Genomic DNA, 19,636 nt, shown 5'->3' on the forward strand with positions numbered 1-19,636 from the left:
TCACCGTCACTCTCGGCCGAACCGGTCGGCGATCAGCAGGAACACGACGAAGACCCCGGTGATGGCGGCGACGATCGCGTACGGGAGGCCCTCCGTGACGCTCATCCCCTGGCCCCCGGTCACCAGCGCCGCCAGCAGCAGCCCGGCGACCAGCACGCCGGGCGCCTGGAGCCGTCCGAGCAGCGCGACGACGATCGCCGTGAACCCGTACCCCTGCGAGAGGTCGGGGTCCAGCCGGTCCGAGACGCCCAGTACCTGCAGCGCCCCGGCCAGCCCGGCGAGCGCGCCGGAGACCAGCATCAGCCGGATGACCATCCGGCCGGGCGGCACGCCCGCCGCCTGCGCCGCCTCCTCGTTGAGCCCGAGCATCCGCACCCGGAACCCGAACGGGGTGCGGGCGCTCACGTACCAGACCAGCGGGACCAGGACGAGCACCGCCAGCGCGCCCGCGTGGACCTGGAGGCCGGGAAGGTCGGGCAGCGCCGCCCCGGCGGGCACCTGCTCGCCCTTGAGCGCCGAGGTCGTGGACGGATCGCGCAGCGGCTTCCGGATCACGTAGCTGAAGATCAGCGTCGCGACGTAGTTGAGCAGCAGCGAGGTGATGACCACGTTGACGCCCCAGCGTGCGCGCAGCGCCCCGACCGCGTACGCCCAGGCCGCGCCGCCGGCGACCCCCGCCGCCAGCGACGCGGCGATCAGCACCGGCGCGGAGCCGACGGGCAGCAGGATCGCGGTGGCCCCCGACGCGAGCGCGCCCATGAAGAGCTGCCCTTCCGCGCCGATGTTGTAGACCTTGCCGCGGAACGCCAGCGCGAGCCCCAGCCCGATCAGGACCAGCGGAACCGCCACGGTGAGCACCTGGCCCATGCCGTACGGCGAGCCGAAGGCGCTGTCGAGCAGCGCGCGGTACCCGGAGACGGGATCGCCGCCGGCGATCACCATCAGGGCCCCACCGGCCACCAGCGCCAGGAGGACGGCGACCGGCGTGGACACGACCGGCCGGCCCATCAGCCCGCCGGCCCGATCGGGAAGCGCGGAGTCCCGCCCCAGCCGTACGCCGGCCATCAGGCCTCCTCGAAGTCGGGGCTCGGCGCGTTCTCGCCCGCCGAGTGGGGTCCGCGGTCGACGGCGCCGCCCATGGCCAGGCCGATCCGTTCGCGGTCCAGGTCCTCGCGGGGCCAGGACGCGACCAGCCGGCCCCGGTAGAGGACGCAGCATCGGTCGGCGATGCTCATGACCTCGTCCAGGTCGGTGGAGATGAGCAGGACGGCGAGTCCGGCGGCGCGGGCCTCGGCCAGGCGTTCCCAGACGAACTCGATGGCGCCCACGTCCAGGCCACGGGTCGGCTGGGCGGCGACGAGGCAGCGCAGCCCCGCGCTGAGCGCCCGGGCGAGGACCGTGCGCTGGGCGTTCCCGCCGGAGAGCGTCCCGGCGGCCTGCCCCGGGGACGACACCGCGATCGAGAACCGCTCGACCTCCGCCGCGCCGTTGTCCCCGATCGCCTGCCGCGAAACCCTGAGCGGGGTGCCGAACGGCGCCCGCCCGATCCGGTCGAGGACGAGGTTCTCGGCGACCGAAAGGCCGCCGACGATGCCGCGCCGGTTGCGGTCCGACGGGACGAGCCCGAGCCCGTGCCCCAGCCGCGCACCGGGCGGCAGGCCGGTGACGTCCCGTCCGTCGAGGACGACCCGCCCGGCCACCGGCGCCCGCAGGCCCATCAGGACCTCCTCCAGTTCGGGCTGCCCGTTGCCCTCCACGCCGGCGATCGCGACGATCTCGCCCGCCGCGACGCTGAAGCTCACGTCGTGGAGCGCGACCGGGCCCCTGTCTCCGTGCGCCCTGATCCCGTCGACGGTGAGCACCGTGTCCTTACCGGCGGGCGGGCCCGTCCGCGGCGCGACCCTGCCCACGTCGCGGCCGACCATCATGCGGGCGAGCTCCGGCTCGGACGTCGCGGACGGGTCCAGCACGCCGACCCGCGTGCCGCGCCTCAGCACGGTGATCCGGTCGGCCCAGCGCATGACGTCGCCGAGGTGGTGGGTGATGAACACGACGGCCGCGCCCTCCCGCGCCATCGCGCGCAGCCGGGGGAACAGCCGCTCGCTCTCCACCGGCGCGAGCGTCGAGGTGGGCTCGTCCAGGATGAGGACGCGCGCCTCGTGGTAGAGCGCCCGCAGGATCTCCACCCGCTGCTGCTCCCCGACCGAGAGCTGCCAGACCTTGGCGTGCGGGTCGACGTCGAGCTCGTACCGCCGGGCGAGCTCGGCCAGCCGCGCGGCCACCGCCGCCAGCCGCCGCCGGCCGAGGAACAGCCCGCCGGGCCTGCCGAGCACCATGTTCTCGGCCACCGTCAGCGTCGGGACGAGCATGAAGTGCTGGTGCACCATCCCGATGCCCTCGGCGGCCGCGTCCCGCGGCGCGGCGAACCGCACCGGCCGGCCGCCGATCTCGATGGTCCCGGCGTCGGGCCTGGTCATCCCGTACAGGACGTTCATCAGCGTGGTCTTGCCCGCGCCGTTCTCGCCGAGCAGCGCGTGCACCTCACCGGGCCGCAGCTCCAGGTCCACCCCGTCGAGCGCGCGCACGGCCCCGTACCGCTTGACGATGCCGCGCATGACCAGCGGCCCTCCTGCCGGTGGTGTACGCATCGGTTGCTCCCTCCCTCCTGCGACGACTGCTCGGGCTCAGGGCCTGCGGGTTTCCGGTCTTCGGGTTTCCGGTCTTCGGGCCTCCGCCTGGGAGGCCACCTCGGTGTGGAAGCGCGCCAGGGTGTCCCGCACCTCCCCGCCGCCCGGCGGGGCGTACGGCACGATCACCACCTGGTCGATCTCCGGGAACGCGGCGAGCAGGCGGGCCAGTTCCGCCCGGCAGTGCTCCGGGGTCCCGGCGAGCCCGAAACGCCGCAGAACGTCTTCGGGAAGGAGCTTCCCGGCGGCGGCGACGGCGGCGCGCTCCAGACTCCAGCCACTTGCCTCCATCGCGTCGGCGTACCGTCCCGGCAGCTCGACGCCGAGCTCGCCGAGAATGGGCCGGCTGGTGGCGAGCGACGTCGCCACCATCGGGCGTATCGCGTCCAGCGCCGCGCCCGGATCGTCCGCGACGCAGCAGTAGAACCAGGCCACCAGCCGCACGTCGGCGAGCCGCCGCCCGGCCCGCGCCGCGCCGCGGGCGATGCGGTCGGTGGCGTACGACCAGCCTTCGGCGGTGGCGAGGTTGCCGACGATGACGCCGTCCGCGACCTCCCCCGCCACCTCGAGGACCCGCGGGCCGCGCGCCCCGACGTAGATCGGCACGTCCGCGCGGAGCGGCGCGAAGTCGAGCCGCGCCCCGTCCGTGCGGACCACCCGGCCGTCGAGCGTCACCTCCTCGCCGGCGAGGAGGCCGCGGGCCACGGCGACGGCCTCGCGGAGCGCGGCGGCGGGCGCGTCCCGCCGGACGCCCAGCGGGCGGTGGCCGGTCCCGCCGGTCCCGAGCCCGAGCACCGCCCGGCCGCCGGACAGCTCGTCGAGCGTCGCCACGGCCGACGCCAGCAGCGCCGGATGGCGGGTGTAGGGGTTGGTCACGCCGGGGCCGAGCGCGACGCGGGAGGTGGCGCCGGCGATCGCGGACAGCAGCGCGATCGGATCCCGCTGCAGCCGGTCGTCGTTGACCCAGACGTTGTCGTAGCCGAGCGCCTCGGCCTCGCGGGCCAGCGCGACCGTCTCGCGCGCCGGGAGATCACCGGGCAGCGCCACCCCCCACGCCCGCCGGCCGGTCATGTGAGGTCCAGGCGGAGGTTGAGGTGGCCGTCCACCCAGAGGTGCTGGCCCGGATGGACGAGCACCGTCGTGTCGACCGCCTCGATGATCGCGGGCCCGGCGAGCCGGTTGCCCGGACGCAGCTTCGCCGCGTCGTAGATCGGGACCGTGTCGGACGTGCCGGGCCCGAGGTGCACCAGGCGCTGTCCGGAACGCGCCGCCGAGGCGTCCTTGCCCTCGTCCGGAAGGGGCGCCGGTTCGGGGATGCCGAGACCGGCGACCGCCTCGACCGAGAACGTCATGGCCTCCACACCGGCCTGCCTGTAGGCGGTGCCGGGGCCGTACGTCTCCTCGTAGGAGTCGGTGAAGCGCTCGACGACCCGCTCGCCGCCGTCCGATGCCGCCAGGTCGGCGTCCTCGACCGGGACCCGCACGGTGTGCACCTGGCCGCGGAACTGCAGGTCCACGAAGCGCCGCAGGGTGAGGTCGTGCGCCGGGAGGTTCGCCGCGGCGAAGTCCGCGCGCAGCCCGGCGGCCAGGCCGTCGAAGGTCGTCCGCCACCGGTCCAGGTCGAACGGCGCCCGCGCCGGGTCGGACACCTGGGCGATGCGCTTGGCGTCGCTCAGCCCGATCCCCATGGCGGAGAAGACGGCCGCCTCGCGCGGGACGACGACGTGCCGGCAGCCCAGCGTGCCGGCGTACGCGCCGGCGTGCAGGCCGCCCGCGCCGCCGTACGCGAGCACCGTGAGCCGCGCCGGATCGAGGCCGCGCTCCACCGTCACCCGGCGGATGAGGTCGGCCATCTGCGCGTCCACGATGCCGATGACGCGGGCGGCCGCCTCCTCCGGCGTCAGCCCGAGCGGCTCGGCGACATGCTCCCGGACGGCCTCGCGCGCGGCGTCCGCGTCGAGGCGGATCCGGCCGCCGAGGAAGTTGGCGGGGTCGATGCGGCCGAGGACGACGTTGGCGTCGGTGACCGTCGGCTCGGTGCCGCCGGCGCCGTAGCAGACGGGCCCCGGCGAGGCGCCCGCGCTCCGGGGCCCGACCTTGAGGACGCCGGTCTCCTGCTCGACCCAGGCGATGCTGCCGCCGCCCGCGCCGATCGACGCGACATCGATGATCGGCAGCGCGACGGGATGCTGGGCGAAGATCGGCGCCTCCGCGTACGCGGGCTCACCGTCCACCACCATCCCGATGTCGAAGCTCGTGCCCCCGACGTCGGTCGCGATCACCCGGTCGAGGCCGAGCCGCGCGGCGAGGTTCCGCGCGCCGAGCATCCCGCCCGCCGGGCCTGACGACAGCAGCGCCACGCCCCGCTCGCGCGCCTCCTCGATCGACGAGACACCGCCGGAGGAGTGCATCACGGTGATCGCGCCCCGGTGCCCCTCGGCCCGCAGCCGCTCGGCCATGATGTCGAGGTACCGGTGCACTCCGGGGGTCAGGTAGGCGTTGAGCACGGTCGTCGACGTCCGCTCGTACTCCCGGATCACCGGCGCGAGATCGCTGGACGCGGTGACGAACCAGCCGTCGTCACCCTCATTGAGCCATTCGCGGAGCTTCCGCTCGTGCTCGGGGTTGAGGAACGACCACAGCAGGCTGATGGCGATCGACTCGACGCCCGCGTCCCGCAGCCGCTTGCGGAGCCCGTCCGGGCCTTCCAGCCGGTCCAGCTTCAGCGGCGCCACGATCCGACCGGCGCGGTCCACCCGCTCGTCGATGCCGTGGACGCTCGTCCGCGGCACCAGCGGCTCGGCCTTGGCCAGCGCGGCGACGTTGATGATCTCGGCCTCGGAGAGCCCCGCCACCTTCTGGACGGTCCGGCCGATGAGCATCACGTCCTCGTGGCCGCGGGTGGTGAGCAGGGCGGTGCGCGGGCCCGTCCTCGTGATCAGGATGTTGGTGGCGACGGTGGTGCCGTGCGCGAACAGGGTGGTGTCGGCGAGCAGCGTCCCGAGCGGCATGCCGAGCTGCTCGGCGGCCTGGGACACGGCGTCCAGGACGCCCTGCTCGAACTGCGGCGGCGTCGACGGCGCCTTCGCGCGGGTGGCGGTGCCGTTCCCGTCCAGCACGACGCAGTCGGTGAACGTGCCGCCGCTGTCGACGGCGATGACGTAGCTCATGAGCGGTTCTCCCCCTGCCGCGCGTCGTCGTCCCGGTGGAGGCGAGCGTCGTCCCGGCCCAGCCGGGCGTCATCGAGGACCGGATCGCCGGGACGGGCGATCTCGACCTCCAGAAGGGCCAGGCAGCCGGGGCAGTAGAACTCGCGCAGCTCGAAACGAGCGCCGTTGATCTTGTGCGGGTTGACCTCCGGGCCGATCCGCTGCACCGGGAAGCGCGCCTGCGCGGCGAGCTCCTTGTACGGACGGTCGGCGGAGCCGAGCACATGCCCGCACCGGCACCGGTACACAGCCCCTTCGCCGGACGGTTCGGCGGGGCCGCGGAACAGCGACTCGCTCAACCGCTCCCCGGCTACGGCACCATCGCCGCCCGCCGCATCGGAGGGGCCTGGCAGCCCGGCGGCTTTGGCACGTTCCCGGCGGAGGGCGGCGCGGCGGCGGGCGGTGGCGGCGTCGTCCACCTGGAGGGCGCCGGGGTCCAGGACGACGCCCCAGACGCGCTCGGCCCACTCGCGGCTGACGAGGAAGGCGCCGACGTCCCGGGCGACGAGCGCGGGGTCGCGCTCCAGCGGGTCCCCGTAACCGCCGCCGCCCATGGACACGACCCGGTACACGTCGTCGGACCGCATCGACGTGGCGGCGAACGCGCCGAAGACCTCCAGCGTGCCGTCGAGGTCGTCGAGCTCCTGCGGCACCTCGCCCCGCGCCAGGCGTGCCCGGACGTCCGACCCCCGCACGATGGCGAACTGGTTCGTCGTGGACGGGTAGCCGCCGCACAGGCCGGGCGATTCGGGCTGCTCCACGCCGAACGTGTGCAGGATCTTGGTCGGGATCTCCTCGACCCCGTGGACGATGTACATCATGCTGGGCCCGGCGCCGCCCCGGTACTTGCCCGGCCCGCCGGAGTCGCGGGTCTGCCGCCGGTAGAGGTACAGGATCGGGTAGCGCAGCTCGTAGCTCTCGACATTCGCGATGGTCGCGCGCAGCGAGCTGGTGTGCCCGCCGGTGTCGATGCCGTCGCGGGTGGCGAGCGCGCCCCCGCCGCCGGCCATGCCGTCCAGCAGCGGGCCGCCGAAGCGCTCGCCGTCCGCCTCGTATCCGAACAGCTCCTCCAGCGCCTTGACGCCCTGCCACCCGGCCATGGCCCGGTGCCGGTGCGGATCGCTGGCGGCGAGCATCTTGCCGCAGGTGATGCTGGCCAGGTTGCGGACCTCCCAGATGGAGGTCGTGGTGGATTTCGAGACCCCGGCGGGACGGGCCGCGTCCACCACCGAGCCCTCGCGGGACTCGATGGTCAGCGCGCGCCGTACGCCCGCCGGCGACCACGGGATGTCCCAGCACAGGTAGACCAGGACCGCGGCGAGCACCCCGCCGTGCAGCGCGGGACGCGCGCAGTTGATGACGGCGGGCGCCTGGTCGGCCGTCTCGGTGAAGTCGAAGGCGAGGTGCTCGCCCTCTTTGCGCATCGTGACGTGGCAGTCGTAGATGTCGTCGCCGAACTCGATGTACGCGCGGTGCCGCCACGTGCCGTCGGGCAGCTCCGCGAGCCGCGCCCGCAGCCGCCATTCGGTGTAGTCGATGACGTCTTCCATCGCGGCGAGCACCGTCTCGGCGCCGAACTCGCGCAGCGTCTCCACCAGCCGGGTGCGGATGACCTGCACCGCCGCGACCTTCGCCCGCAGGTCGAGGCCGAGCAGCTCGGGCAGCCGCGAGTTGTTGAGATAGGTGTTCTCGACGTCCCGCCGGAACCTGCCGCCCTCGTACACCTTGATCGGCCCGATCAGCGGCTGCTCACCGTAGATGTCGGCGGCGTCCGGCTGGACCTGGCCCGCGGTCGGGCCTCCCACGTCGATCGCGTGCAGCGACGCGCCGGCCCACGCCACCAGGTCGCCCTCGTAGAAGATCGGCGCGACGACCTGGACGCAGTTCTGGTGGCAGACCGAGACGTACGGGTCGTTGCACAGGAACACGTCGCCGTCCGCGAAGCCCGGATTGTCGGCGTAGAACTCCAGCAGGTGCTTGACGTGCGCCGACAGGGTCGTCGCCTGCGCGCAGATGAAGTTGTCGATGTAGACCAGGTCGCCGTTCGCCGTCATCAGCCCGGTGTTCATGTCGAACACCTCGGTGGCCACCGGCGACCCCGACAGCCTGCTGATCGTCAGCGCGCCCTCGTCGTTGATGTACCAGAGCCGGTGCCGGACGATCTCGAACACCGCCGGGTCGAGCCGCAGCCGCCGTCCGGGCCGCGTCCCGACCGTCATGCCGACACCTCCACGGCCTCCGGCGACATGACCACCGAGGGAAATTCGCCGAGCGTGACGACGGCGCCGAAGTAGGTCTCCACCTTCGCGAGCGTGTCCTCGTGGAACTGCTTGCGAGGCCCGGCAACGCATTCGCGGACGACGATCACGTCGAGGTCGCGGTAGTAGCCGTCGCGGATCGTGGTCTCGACGCAGAAGTCGGTGTTGCAGCCGGAGATGATGATCTGCTCGATCCCCAGCATGCGCAGCTTGGTGTCGAGCGTCGTCTCGAAGAACACCGACGCGCGGTGCTTCTCGACGATGATGTCCTCGGGGCGCAGGACCTCGGTCACCTCGTCGACGAAGTCGACCTCCCAGGTGCCGCGCAGGCACGGCGCCCACTTCTGCTTGTCGATGTGGGACGGGATGCTGCGGCGGCGCCGGGTCACGTCCTCCGGGTAGTGGATCTGCTGCGACCACAGGATCGGCATCCCGTAACCCCGGCACAGCTCCACCAGCTCGAGGATCCGGGGCAGGGCCGCCCGCTGGTTGGCGGTGCCGATCCCCGCCTTCTCCATCCGGCTCTCGGGGTCGCAGAATCCCTTCTGCATGTCGATGACCAACAGTGCGGTGCGGGACGGGTCGATGTACGGCTTGGTCGCCGGAACGTCGGTCATGCGCTTCCAATCTCGTTTCGTCGCCTGCGGTGCAGGCCGTGTTCAGATGCTTCGCGTGCGGCACCCGGAACGGCCGAGGTCATTCCTGGCGGCCCGGGTCATGGACGTCGAACTCGGCTATGCGGCGCGGGCTCGGATACGCGCCGCGGGATAGGCGGCGCGGGCTCGGATGCGCGCCGCGGGCTCGGTCATGCGCGGGGGGCGGAGGGAAGGGGATGGCCGTCGCGGGCGCGGCACGCCCGGGCGGCGAGGATGTCGATGACCAGGCGCGCGGCGACCCGCGCGGTGTTCCCGGAGGCGTCCAGCATCGGCGCGACCTCGACGCAGTCCGCGGCGCAGATCGGCCCCGCGGCCACGATCTCCAGGGCCCGGACGATCTCCCGCCCGGTCATTCCTCCGATCTCCGGACCACAGGTGCCCGAGACGTACGCGCCGTCGAGGACGTCGATGTCGATGGAGAGGTAGACGCCCGCGGTGCCCTCGGACGCGGCGGCCAGGGCGCGGTGGGCCACCTCGTCGATCCCCAGCCGGTCCACGTCGCGGACGGTGAAGACCCGCACGCCGTGCTCCTCGGCGATGTCCTTCTCGTACTTCGGGTTGGCCGCGCCGTGGATGCCGATCAGGACGACGTTGCTCCCGTCGACGTTCGGCAGGTCGAGCACCCGGTGCACGGGAGAGCAGTGCGAGAGCGGCTCCCCGTCGATGTCCGGCGCGGTGTCGAGGTGGGTGTCGAACATGATGAAGCCCATGGGCCCGTCGAGGTGCCGGGCGAGGGCCCGGGCCCCGGGGATGGTGGTCATGTTGTCGCCGCCCAGCAGCACCGGGAAGCAGCCGGCGGCGTAGAGCTCGTCCAGCGCCCGCTCCGCCCGCTCGACCGTGACGGCGGCGCGGCCCGGGGCACCGTCCACGTCCCCGCAGTCGACGATCTTGAGGTGCTCGGAGATGGTGACGTCGTAGTCGAAGTGGTAGCCGGCGCCGAACGAGAAGTGCGACGACGCGTCGCGGATCGCGCGCGGGCCGTGGCTCGCTCCCGGACGCGTGACGGTCGTGCTGTCGTACGGAAGCCCGAGGATCGCCACATTGGCGCCCACTGATCGGAGCTCGGATCTCTCCGGAGCCAAGTGGGGAGACTGCAGAAACGTTGAGATACCTGCGTGCAGGATCGCCACAGCGTTCAGCCCTTCTCAGGGTTCGAGGTAAGAGGTCGGACCTCTATTCGCTCATTCTTAGCCGGGTGGCCGTCGGCCGTCAATACCCCCGCCGGCCGCCGACCGGCGGCCGTGTCCCCGAAACCGGGCCGCGGCTCGTGCTCCGGCGCGAGCGGCGAGCAATGGAAATGCCAGATCTTCCAGGTGCGCCCGCCCTCGCCGTCGTCCCTGCGCAGGACGCACGTCTCGCGGAATCGGACGTGCACCGTCCGCCCGTCGCCGCCGTACAGCGGAACGACCGCGTCCAGCGTGGCCGACCCCGACCCGTCGCCGCTGACCTCGAACGGCAGCACGCCCTCCGAGGTCACGTACGCCATGTCCCCCACGACGACGACTCTGACGTCCCAGAGCCGGGGCGGCTCGGCGGGCACGAGCCGCCCCTTGTAGTACTGGAAGAGCGCGATCTTCTCGTTGAGCCCGTAGTACGGATGGCCGTTGAGGTTCCACATCAGGTAGCCGGGGGCGAAGCACTCGCGCATCCGCTCGACGTCCAGCCCCTGGTTCGCCTCCCACCACTGTCCGTGGACCCGCCGCACCTCCCGCACGTCCGCCACCGGCCCGAGATCACCCCCGCCAAGCTCCTGCTCGGCCTCCGGCACATCGCGCCGAGGCCCCTCCGCGGGCCGCCCGCGACCACCCCTGTTCAAATCCCGCTCAACCGACATATCACCCTCTCCTTCTCCATGGCCCGGCCGACATCCGCCTCAGCAAGCACCCGGCCACCACGCGCGGGCGCGATCACCGCTCGACGCGTCCGGTCAGCCGGCCGTCGCCTTGCGGATCTCGGCGAGTACGACAGGGTCGATGCGGTCGGCGCCCCGCACTCGCTCCTCGAGGTTCTCCACACCGGCCCACGCGAACAGATCCATGGCCAGGTCGCCCCCGTCGTGCCCGAGCGCGCGCAGGCGTTCGCGCAGTTCGGCTCGCAGTTCCCCGTCCACGGCGAGCCAGCGGCTCTCCGGCGTCCGCCCGAAGTAGAGCTCGTGCAGCCCGCGCAGCCTGCGCAGCTCGACCAGCGGCCGCGCATGGTCGTCGACGCGAAGGTCCATCACGACGCTCGCTCCGCCGTATCCACCGCCCTCGCGCACCACCCGCAAGACAGCGGACTGCTGGCCTCGGCGATCACCGCCCGCCGCCTGCCCGGCCTCCATCGCGGCGAGCAGCCGGTCGCCCAGCGGCTCCCCCGCCAGCGACTCGTACTCCGACGCCAGAGCGTCGAGCGTGGCGGCGGAGACGAGCATGTTGCCCTGGGCCGCGTAGCCGTCGCCGGTCCGGCCGCCCGCCCAGTCCATGCAGCGCGAACCTGTATAGGTGGCGGAGCGGCCCGCGGCGTCCACGATCCCGAGTTGGCGCAGCTCACGCCCCTCGTCACCGGCCAGCAGCAGGTCGAGCGCCGCACCGGCGGACATGCCACCCGCAAGCAGCCGCAGGCCCTCCTCTCCGTGCGCGGCATTGATGAACGACTGCGTGGCGACGGCGCCGACCTCGGCCTCGGCCCACGCGCTGAGGGCACCGATGGCCAGGAACCGGGAGGCGATCGCGACCCCCCACTCCCGCCGGACGGGGTCGCAGGCGACGATCGAGAACGTGGTAGACCTCATGACGCGGCTCCCTGGTTCGACCTCCGACGTCAGGTCATCAAAGACCGGCGCTCGCCCGCATGTCAATGGACCGGCTACTATGAGGATGGAGGTCCAACCCCTCGGACCGAGGGCGCTCGCGCTGCCGGAACCGTGCTACGACTGCACGGAGAGCGCGGGCGGAGACAACCGAACGCCGGCGACGAAGACCGGCGTGAGACACGGATTGGGGCACGACAGGTGACGCCGATGTCGCACGGTGAGCCCAGGCTTGAGCCGCTGCGCTCCGAGCCGATCAAGGAACGTGTGATCCGCGAGCTGTCCCGGCAGATCGAGGAGGGCGCGTTCCAGCCCGGCGACCAGCTGCCGAACGAGCGCAATATGAGCGAGCAGCTCAAGGTCAGCCGCGGCACGGTCCGGGAAGCCCTGCAGTTCTTGCAGACCCTGGGGCTGGTGGAGATCCGGCACGGCGTCGGCACCTTCGTCCGGTCCGCGGGCGACTCCCGGCCGTTGCGGACCGAATGGCGCCAGTGGACCGCCCGGCACGCCGACCAGGTCCACGACATGCTCGAGGTGCGCAAGGGCCTGGAGTCCTTCGCCGCCGAACTCGCCGCCCAGCGCGCCACCGAGGCCGACCTCGCCGCCCTCGACGAGGCGTTCGCCCGGATGGAGGCCGCCTTCCACGACCGCGACCTGATCGCGATGGTGCAGGCCGACGTCGAGTTCCACCGCGCGCTGATCGCCGGCGCGCACAACGAAGCGCTGCTCGAACTCGCGAACACCATGGGCGAGCAGCTCCTCCCGGAACGCGGCGCCACCTGGGACCTGCCCGAGCGGCCCGAGAAGTCCATCACCGAACACCGCGCCATCCGCGACGCGATCCGCTCTCGGCGAGGCGAACTCGCGCGATGGCACGTCATCGCTCATCTGGAGAGCGTCGAGCAGGACATCGCCGGCTCCCTGGCCCCGGACAACCGCCCGACCCCCGTCCCGGATCCCACCCCGCCGCCTCCCTGACCCAGCTTTCCTGGTCACGCCGCTGCCGTTCAGCTCGGCGACGCTCTCAACCCCGACGCCGTGAATTCGACCGGCTCCGGCACATCGAGCCGGGCTAGGGTGGCGCCATGGCCTCCGGGTATTCGGGCACTCCGCTCGGCAAGAAGATCGGCATCAAGCCCGGCCATCGGGTGCGTCTCACCCACCGTCCGGACGGCTGGACGATCCCCGACCTTCCCGCGGAGTGCACGGTCTCCGACGGCGGAACGGCGGACGCCGATGTCACCATGGCCTTCTACCGGACGTTCGACGACCTGGCCGCCGAAGGGCCCCGGCTCGTCCAGGACCTGGCGGACGAGTCCGCGCTCTGGATCGCATGGCCACGACGGGCCACCGGGCACGACAGCGACATCACCGAGAACGGCTTGCGCGACCTGTTCCTCCCGACGGGCGTGGTCGACGTCAAGGTCGCCGCACTGGGCGAGGACTGGTCGGGCCTCAAATTCGTCCGCCGCAAAGAAAATCGCCGCGCTCGCCCGTAAGCCCGGATCCTGTACGGCCTGTCCACTTGATCGAGCCGTCCATGCCGCTCCCACTTGTGTCAACGGATCGGGTCGGCAGCACCGAGACCCCGCCGCCAGCTGGTAGCCACAAGGCACCCCGGCCTCAGCGAATTCACCGATCCCCTCAGACGGAGCCACCCGTCAGCTAGCCAGGCACACCCAATGCCGACTCGCGGGTCCGGACGCGGCCACCTTCGGCGGCGGTCCGATGGGTTTTCATCCGAGTGGTGTCGAGCGGCGAACACCCGGTGTTCTGTAAGTCGCTGGATGTCGAGGTGTCCGATGCGAAGATCGTTGGTTGGTTCATCGTGGTCCGCAGTGTTAGCGGCGGCCTGCATGTTGGTGGGTACGCTGGTGGCGATGGGCGCGCCGCCTGGTGCGGCGGCCGCCGGTCCAAGCCCCGTCTCGGGGGCGGGTCCGGTCCTGCTGGTGCCGGCGCCCGGAGTAGGTGAGAAGGCGGCGCGGACGGCTCCGAAGCTGATCGAGGCCGCGCAGCGGGACCTGCGTCTGACCCGTGCCCAGGTCATCACCCGGCTCGGCCGCCAGGAGGCCGCCCACGCCGTCGGGCCGCGGGCCCGCCGCGCGGCGGGGCGGCACTATGCGGGGTCCTGGCTGACCGAGGACGGCTCGGCGCTCATGATCGCCGTCACCGACGGGCGGGTCGCGTCTGCTGTCCGCGCCGCGGGCGCCAACCCCGTGCCGGTGGCCCATCGCCTCGGCGAGCTGGAGACCGCCCGGCTCAAGCTGCGCGACCGCGCCGGCAAGGTGCCCGTCGCCGCCGTGCACGGATGGCACGTCGATCCCGCGCGCAATCGCCTGGTCGTTCAGGTCGCCCCCGGGGAGCAGCGCGCCGCGGCCGCTTGGGTCGCCGCCACCGGCGTGCCCGCCGCCCTGGTGGCCTACGACCGGGCCGCGGCACCGCAGCGGGCGACCACCGACCGGCTCGGCGGCGACCCCATCGAGGGCCCGAGCATCAACGGCAAGATCGCGCTGTGCACCGAGGGCTTCAGTGCCAGGCCGTTCTTTCCCGGTCCGGACGGCTTCATCACCGCGGGGCACTGCGCCCAGGCCGGGGACCGCATCAACCTGCTCGGCATTCCGCGAAGTACCGGGACCACCTTCAGGTCCAGTTTCCCCAACAACGACGCCGTCTCGCCCGACGAGGCGTTCGTCCAGCTCAACAACCCGCTCGACCGAGTGGTGCCATCGGTGCGCTCCGACCGCGCCCCGGTCCCCGTCTTCGGCACTCAACCAGTCTCGCCCGGTGAGATGGTCTGCTTCTACGGCAACGTCAGCAAGTTCGGCTGCGGCCGGCTGCTCACCACCGGCGTCGACGTCCGGCTGAACTTCGGCGACGTCCCGCGCATCGGCCGGGTCGTCACCGTCCCCAGCCTGAACCAGGCCTCCTTCTGCGTGGCCCCTGGGGACTCTGGTGGCCCGGTCACCTCCATGGGCACCGCCCAGGCACAGGGCACCCTGATATCCAGCGCCTGCCCCAATGGCGGAAGCACCTCCTCCTACATGCCGATCAACCAGACCGAGCTCGACCTTCAGGTCGAGGTCCTGCGCGCGGGCATCTCGCCGCCCGTCCCGCCACCGGTGATCACCACCTTCACCTGCTACTCCTTCGACAACCGCTTCGACTGCGAGCTGTACTGGGAAGACGGCTCCGATCCCGACTCCGTCCAGGTCAGCACGAACAGCCGATATGTCAGGCGAGTCAACGACTACGACGGCAACTTCGTCGTCCTGACCGGCACGTGCGCACCCTTCAGCGACACCTTCGTCTCGGTCTCGGTCATCGACGCCGACGGCCGCCGCGACAGCGCCAGCCGGAACTCCTTCTGCTCACCAGAGTGATCGACACACCAGCGGCCCGCCGCCGCCCCACCCGGAGCAGCGGCGGGCCCGGCCGAGGCGGGAGGGCACGGGGTGCCGATCCGGGTCAGCGGTCTCGTGACGGCGGTGCCGTCAGGTCGTGGACGGGCCGCTGTGAGGTCGGCGGTGCGGGTGAAGGCGCCTGATGTGGTGATGCGGGTTGAACCTGACCAGGCCGCCGGGGAAGGTGCGGATGCAGATGATGACCAGGACTCCGTAGAGCAGCAGGTCGACGCCGGGGACGGTGCCGCCGACCTCCGTGCGCAGCCAGGTGCCGAGGGGATAGAGGATGACGGTGCCGAGCACCGGGCCCCAGACGGTGCCCATGCCGCCCACCAGGCTGAACAGGATGACCTCGATGGTGAGCTGCGGGCCGAACAGGCTGGGGTTGATGAAGACCGAGTACTGGGCGAAGATCGTCCCGGCGATCGCGGTGAGCGCTCCGCTGATGCCGAGGGCGATCACCCGGCTGGCGGTGGCCGAGACCCCCATCGCCTCGGCGGCCAGGGGGTTCTCCCGGACGGCGCGGAAGCGGTGGCCGAGCGCCGAGCGGTTGATGCCGGTCGCGACGAGCTGGCAGCAGATCAGGTAGCCGGCGCCGACGGCCAGCCATGAGGTCGGCGAGCTGAACTGCATGTCGGCGAAGGCATGGTCGGACGGTGGGATGTCGATGCCCCGGCTGGCGCCGACCGGCTCGAACGACTGGACGAACAGGAAGGCGATTTCGGCCAGCGCCAGGGTGAGCACGGCGAAGGCCAGGCCGCCGATCTTGAGGCGGGAGCCGAGCCAGCCGATGCCCGCGCCGAGCAGGCCGCCGAGCAGGGCGCCGACGAGCAGGCCCAGCCATGCGGTGATGCCGAGCCGGTCGAACAGCAGGGCGGCGGAGTAGCCGCCGACGCCGAAGAACAGGCCCTGCCCGAAGGACGAGGCTCCGGCGAAACCGCCCGCGATGTTCCAGGCGCTCGCGGCGCCCGCGTACACCAGGGCCAGGAAGGCGACGCCGACCCAGTAGGGGCCGAACAGCAATGGCAGCAGCGCCGTGGCGGCGAGGAGAAGGGCGAACGGTTTCATCGGGACCTCCCGCCCAGGGCCGGCACGAGGCTGGCGAGGCCGCCCGGCCGGACCACGAGGACGACGACGAGCAGGACGTACGGCAGCAGCCCGCCGTAGGACTTGGGGAGATAGAGCAGCCCGAGGTTCTGGACGACGCCCACGAGCAGGCCGGCGACGACGGTGCCGCCGAGGGAGGCGCCTCCGCCGCAGATCAGCACGACCAGCGCCAGCACGGTGTACGTCAGGCCCATGTCAGGGGTCATCGGCAGCACCGCCGCCAGTGACGGGCCGATGAGGCCGAGCGAGCCCGCGCCCACCATCCACGCCCACGCCTCCAGCTTCGTCCGGTCCACCCCGCAGAGGGCGGCCGCCATCTCGTCGGAGGCCGCGGCGCGCAGCCGGCGGCCCCAGTCGGTGTGCTGGACGGCGAGCCCGAGTCCGGTCAGCGCGACGACGGCCGCGACGGCGGCGATGACCCGGACCAGCTCCAGGCCGGTTCCGAAGATGTCGACGTAATGAGACGAGGCGATGTTGGGCGCGCTGCGCACGTCCCCGCCGTACCGCAGCAGGAGCAGCGAGGAGATCACGAACGTCACCCCGAGCAGCAGCTGGACGGCGAGGAGATGGTGCCGGCGACGGATCGGGTGGACGCCGGCCCAGTAGATGAGCAGCCCCAGGCCGGCCAGCACCAGCGTGGTCACGACGGCGGTGAGCAGCGGGTCGAGCCCGGTCTGCCGGGCCAGGTCGAAGCCGAGGTACATGGCGACCGCGAGCAGCGAGCCGTGCGCGAAGTCGATGATGCCGCTGACGCGGTAGATGAGGGTCATGCCGCTGGTGATGAGGGCGACGATGGCGCCGTACACCAGGCCGCCGATGAGGCCGGGGACGAGCAGGTTCATGACAGGTACACCCGCTTGATCGTTTCGTCGGTGAGGTCGCGGGCGTCGCCGCGGTGCGCGACCGCTCCCTTGCGCAGCACGTAGCCGCGCGTGCACAGGTCCATGGCGAGGGCGGCGCTCTGCTCGACGAACAGCATGGTCGTGTCGGCGCGCTGCAGCGCGCGGAAGACGTCGATCACCTGGTCGACGGCCACCGGGCTCAGGCCCAGGCTCGGCTCGTCGACCAGCAGGACCGACGGGTCGGCCATCAGCGCCCGGCCGACCGCGACGAGCTGCTGCTCGCCGCCGGACAGCGCGCCGGCACGGCGTCGGCGGAGCGGCGCGAGCGGGGGCAGCTGCTCGTACAGCCGGTCGAGCCGGGCGGCGCGCCGTCCGCGGGGCAGCCGGGACGCGCCGACGCGCAGGTTGTCCTCCACCGTCAGGTCGGCGAAGACGTGCCGGCCCTCGGGCACCTGGACGATGCCGGAATCCACCCGCCCGACCGGGCCCAGCCCGGTGAGGTCGTCGCCGCGCAGCAGGCACTGGCCGCCCGTCGGCGTGACGAGTCCGGACAGGCAGCGCAGCAGGGTCGTCTTGCCCGCGTTGTTCGGCCCGAGCAGGGCCACGCTCTCTCCCGCGTCGACGTGCAGGGACACCCCCTGCAGCACCGGGACCTTGCCGTATCCGGCCCGCAGGTCGCGGACCTCCAGCAACGGGCTCATCGGGGACCTCCTCCACGTCTGCCGAGATATGCGGCGATCACCCGGTCGTCGTCGACGATCGCGCCGGGCGGGCCGCTGGTCAGCAGCCGGCCGCCGACGAGCACGTGGATCTGCGCGCAGGCGCGCATCACGATGTCGACGACGTGCTCCACGAGGATGATCGCGACGCCGCGGCGGTGCAGCTCGGCGATGCGTTCGAGCATGAGGTCGGCCTCGGCCGCGGTCAGGCCCGCCATGATCTCGTCCAGCAGCAGGATCCGGGGCTCGGCGACCTCCGCGCGGCCCAGTTCCAGGCGGCGTATCTCGGCGGGCGTCAGCTCGGCCGGGGTGGCGTCCCAGCGCAGTTGGAGATCGTCGGCCGCCCCGGCCGCCCGCCGGCGCGCCGCGGGGAGGCCGGACCGGGCGAGCGCCGCGGTCGTGAGGACCTCGCCCACGGTGAGGTCGGGGAACACCTCCTGTTCCTGGAAGGTGCGGACGATGCCCAGCCGGGCCCGGCGGTAGGCGGGCAGGCGGTCGATGCGCCGGCCGTCCAGGCTGACACGGCCCGAGTCCGCCCGGACGAAGCCGGACAGCAGCCGGAACAGGGTGGTCTTGCCGGCGCCGTTCGGCCCGATGACGCCCTGGATCTCGGGGCCGCCGAGTTCCAGGCTCAGGTCGTCCACCGCCGTCACCCCGTCGAAGGACTTGGTCACGTTCTCGAGCCGGATCGTCGCGGTCATGACCCCGCCCCTCCTGGCCGCGCCTTCGCGTCGGCGAACTCGTCCGGGTACACGACCTGCTTGCCGCCGTTGGCCCAGTGCACGAACAGGGCCTGCGGCGCCTTCGGCTTGCCGGTCGGCTCGAAGGCCACGCCGCGGGCGAACTGCGGCATCGACACGCGCTCGCTGTCGGGCGGCAGCGTGACCCGGTGGACGGCCGCGGCCAGCTTCGCCCGGTCGGTGGTCGCGGACCGTTCGAGCGCGGTGACCAGGATCCAGGCTGCCTGCGCGCCCGCCGCCACCGCCTGGTCCAGCGGGCCCGGTCCCTTGAAGTGCTGGACCAGCCAGCGGACGCCGGGGGTGCGGACCGTCCGCTCGAACTGCGCGAGCCCGTAGGTGTCACCGCTCAGCGCGGGTCGCGCGGCGCTGCCCAGGAGCTTCCACAGGCGGTCGTCGGTGAAGCTCGCCGAGCCGCCGATCCACAGGGGCGGCGAGGTGTAGTTCTGGGTGACGCGGCTGCGGTGCAGTTGCAGCCCGTCCTCCAGGTAGCCGATCGAGACGACCGCGTCGGGGGCGGCGTTCCGGGTGCGCTGCACGATCGGGGTCAGGTCCTTGGTGTCGGGCGGGAAGCTCAGCGACCCGGTCACCTGGACGCCCATCCGGCGCAGTTCCCGGGCCGCGCTCTTGGCCGCGGTCTGCCCGTAGTCGTTGTCGGGGTAGGTGATCGTGATCTTCTTGATCCCGGCGCGCCGGGTGGAGTTGAGCCACCGGACGAAGCCGGCGTAGCTGTCCCCGAACTGCGACGACGTCATCGAGACGGTGGTGACGTACTCGTAGTCGCCCTCGAAGAACTCGTCGTAGGACGCCTGGGTGGACAGCAGCCCGACCTTGGCGCGCTCGCTCACCGGGACCGCGGCCTGCGCCTCCGGCGTGGAGTACGGGCCGAGGATGAACGGCACCTCGCGGCGCTGGATGAGCTGGCGCGCCTGCTCCGCGGCCTTCATGGGGTCCGAGGCGTCGTCGGCCGTCACCAGCTTGAGCTTCTTCCCGCCCAGCGACCGGATGCCGCCGGCGTCGTTGACCGCCTTGACCACCAGTCGCATTCCGGCGAGGTTCGATTTGCCGGAGGCCGCCTGCTTGCCGGACAGCGGCAGCAGCGCCCCGATCTCGATCTCGTCCGCGGCGGCGGTGCCGCCCGCGCAGCCCGCCGCCCCCAGCAGGCAGGCCAGGACGGCGAAGGCCACCGCCGTCGTCGCCCGTTTCCGGGCTCGTCTCTCGGACCGGCGCAT

17 protein-coding genes are annotated in these 19,636 nt (G+C 72.5%); 3 read left to right on the forward strand and 14 right to left on the reverse strand.

Features of this window, described 5'->3' with window-relative positions; translation table 11 throughout:
- Positions 1-6: 6 nt before the first annotated feature.
- From ACH35V_RS22255 to ACH35V_RS22295, 9 genes are all read right to left on the reverse strand, one after another.
- Positions 7-1,065 carry an ABC transporter permease gene (locus ACH35V_RS22255; protein WP_395974845.1) on the reverse strand — a complete coding sequence of 353 codons (1,059 nt, stop codon included), beginning with the start codon at positions 1,063-1,065 and terminating at the stop codon, positions 7-9.
- Positions 1,065-2,648, reverse strand: a complete 1,584-nt coding sequence (locus ACH35V_RS22260; RefSeq protein WP_395974847.1) for an ABC transporter ATP-binding protein — start codon at positions 2,646-2,648, stop codon at positions 1,065-1,067. The genes ACH35V_RS22255 and ACH35V_RS22260 overlap by 1 nt, the downstream gene beginning before the upstream one ends.
- 36 nt (positions 2,649-2,684) lie before the next feature.
- Positions 2,685-3,758: an LLM class flavin-dependent oxidoreductase gene (locus tag ACH35V_RS22265; RefSeq protein ID WP_395974848.1), complete on the reverse strand. Its 1,074-nt coding sequence runs from the start codon at positions 3,756-3,758 to the stop codon at positions 2,685-2,687.
- Positions 3,755-5,857, reverse strand: a complete 2,103-nt coding sequence (locus tag ACH35V_RS22270; RefSeq protein ID WP_395974849.1) for a hydantoinase/oxoprolinase family protein — start codon at positions 5,855-5,857, stop codon at positions 3,755-3,757. The genes ACH35V_RS22265 and ACH35V_RS22270 overlap by 4 nt, the downstream gene beginning before the upstream one ends.
- Positions 5,854-8,115, reverse strand: a complete 2,262-nt coding sequence (locus ACH35V_RS22275; protein WP_395974851.1) for a hydantoinase B/oxoprolinase family protein — start codon at positions 8,113-8,115, stop codon at positions 5,854-5,856. The genes ACH35V_RS22270 and ACH35V_RS22275 overlap by 4 nt, the downstream gene beginning before the upstream one ends.
- On the reverse strand, positions 8,112-8,771 hold the full coding sequence (locus ACH35V_RS22280; RefSeq protein WP_395974852.1) for a cysteine hydrolase family protein: 660 nt from the start codon (positions 8,769-8,771) through the stop codon (positions 8,112-8,114). Before ACH35V_RS22280 ends, ACH35V_RS22275 begins: the two co-directional genes overlap by 4 nt.
- A 188-nt stretch (positions 8,772-8,959) precedes the next feature.
- A complete protein-coding gene (locus ACH35V_RS22285) occupies positions 8,960-9,862 on the reverse strand; it encodes an agmatinase family protein (protein WP_395974853.1) in 903 nt (300 codons plus the stop codon).
- A gap of 83 nt (positions 9,863-9,945) precedes the next feature.
- Positions 9,946-10,578 (reverse strand): YybH family protein, encoded by a 633-nt coding sequence (locus ACH35V_RS22290; RefSeq protein ID WP_395974854.1) that lies wholly within the window; start codon positions 10,576-10,578, stop codon positions 9,946-9,948.
- Positions 10,579-10,737: 159 nt separating this feature from the next.
- Entirely contained in the window at positions 10,738-11,580 is an 843-nt protein-coding gene (locus ACH35V_RS22295) for a DUF1028 domain-containing protein (protein ID WP_395974855.1), read from the reverse strand.
- A gap of 228 nt (positions 11,581-11,808) precedes the next feature.
- Here ACH35V_RS22295 and ACH35V_RS22300 point away from each other — a divergent pair, with 228 nt between their 5' ends.
- The 3 genes from ACH35V_RS22300 (at position 11,809) to ACH35V_RS22310 (ending at position 14,978) form a co-directional block, all read left to right on the forward strand.
- The gene (locus ACH35V_RS22300; protein ID WP_395974856.1) at positions 11,809-12,576 is read left to right on the forward strand and encodes a FadR/GntR family transcriptional regulator; all 768 of its coding nucleotides are present in this window, start codon (positions 11,809-11,811) and stop codon (positions 12,574-12,576) included.
- 107 nt (positions 12,577-12,683) lie between these two features.
- On the forward strand, positions 12,684-13,097 hold the full coding sequence (locus tag ACH35V_RS22305) for a hypothetical protein (RefSeq protein WP_395974857.1): 414 nt from the start codon (positions 12,684-12,686) through the stop codon (positions 13,095-13,097).
- Positions 13,098-13,454: 357 nt separating this feature from the next.
- The gene (locus ACH35V_RS22310) at positions 13,455-14,978 is read left to right on the forward strand and encodes a S1 family peptidase (protein ID WP_395974858.1); all 1,524 of its coding nucleotides are present in this window, start codon (positions 13,455-13,457) and stop codon (positions 14,976-14,978) included.
- Positions 14,979-15,089: 111 nt separating this feature from the next.
- On the opposite strand, the gene ACH35V_RS22315 is transcribed toward ACH35V_RS22310, so the two are convergent.
- The 5 genes from ACH35V_RS22315 to ACH35V_RS22335 are packed head-to-tail and all read right to left on the reverse strand — an operon-like array spanning position 15,090 to position 19,636.
- Positions 15,090-16,067, reverse strand: coding sequence for a branched-chain amino acid ABC transporter permease (locus tag ACH35V_RS22315; protein WP_395974859.1), 978 nt, complete (start codon positions 16,065-16,067; stop codon positions 15,090-15,092).
- Entirely contained in the window at positions 16,064-16,948 is an 885-nt protein-coding gene (locus ACH35V_RS22320) for a branched-chain amino acid ABC transporter permease (RefSeq protein WP_395974860.1), read from the reverse strand. Before ACH35V_RS22320 ends, ACH35V_RS22315 begins: the two co-directional genes overlap by 4 nt.
- Positions 16,945-17,649 (reverse strand): ABC transporter ATP-binding protein, encoded by a 705-nt coding sequence (locus tag ACH35V_RS22325; RefSeq protein ID WP_395974861.1) that lies wholly within the window; start codon positions 17,647-17,649, stop codon positions 16,945-16,947. Before ACH35V_RS22325 ends, ACH35V_RS22320 begins: the two co-directional genes overlap by 4 nt.
- Positions 17,646-18,368, reverse strand: coding sequence for an ABC transporter ATP-binding protein (locus ACH35V_RS22330; RefSeq protein ID WP_395974862.1), 723 nt, complete (start codon positions 18,366-18,368; stop codon positions 17,646-17,648). Before ACH35V_RS22330 ends, ACH35V_RS22325 begins: the two co-directional genes overlap by 4 nt.
- Entirely contained in the window at positions 18,365-19,636 is a 1,272-nt protein-coding gene (locus tag ACH35V_RS22335; protein ID WP_395974863.1) for an ABC transporter substrate-binding protein, read from the reverse strand. The genes ACH35V_RS22330 and ACH35V_RS22335 overlap by 4 nt, the downstream gene beginning before the upstream one ends.

This window comes from Actinomadura sp. 1N219, assembly GCF_044326405.1.
In the GTDB taxonomy this organism is placed as follows: domain Bacteria; phylum Actinomycetota; class Actinomycetes; order Streptosporangiales; family Streptosporangiaceae; genus Spirillospora.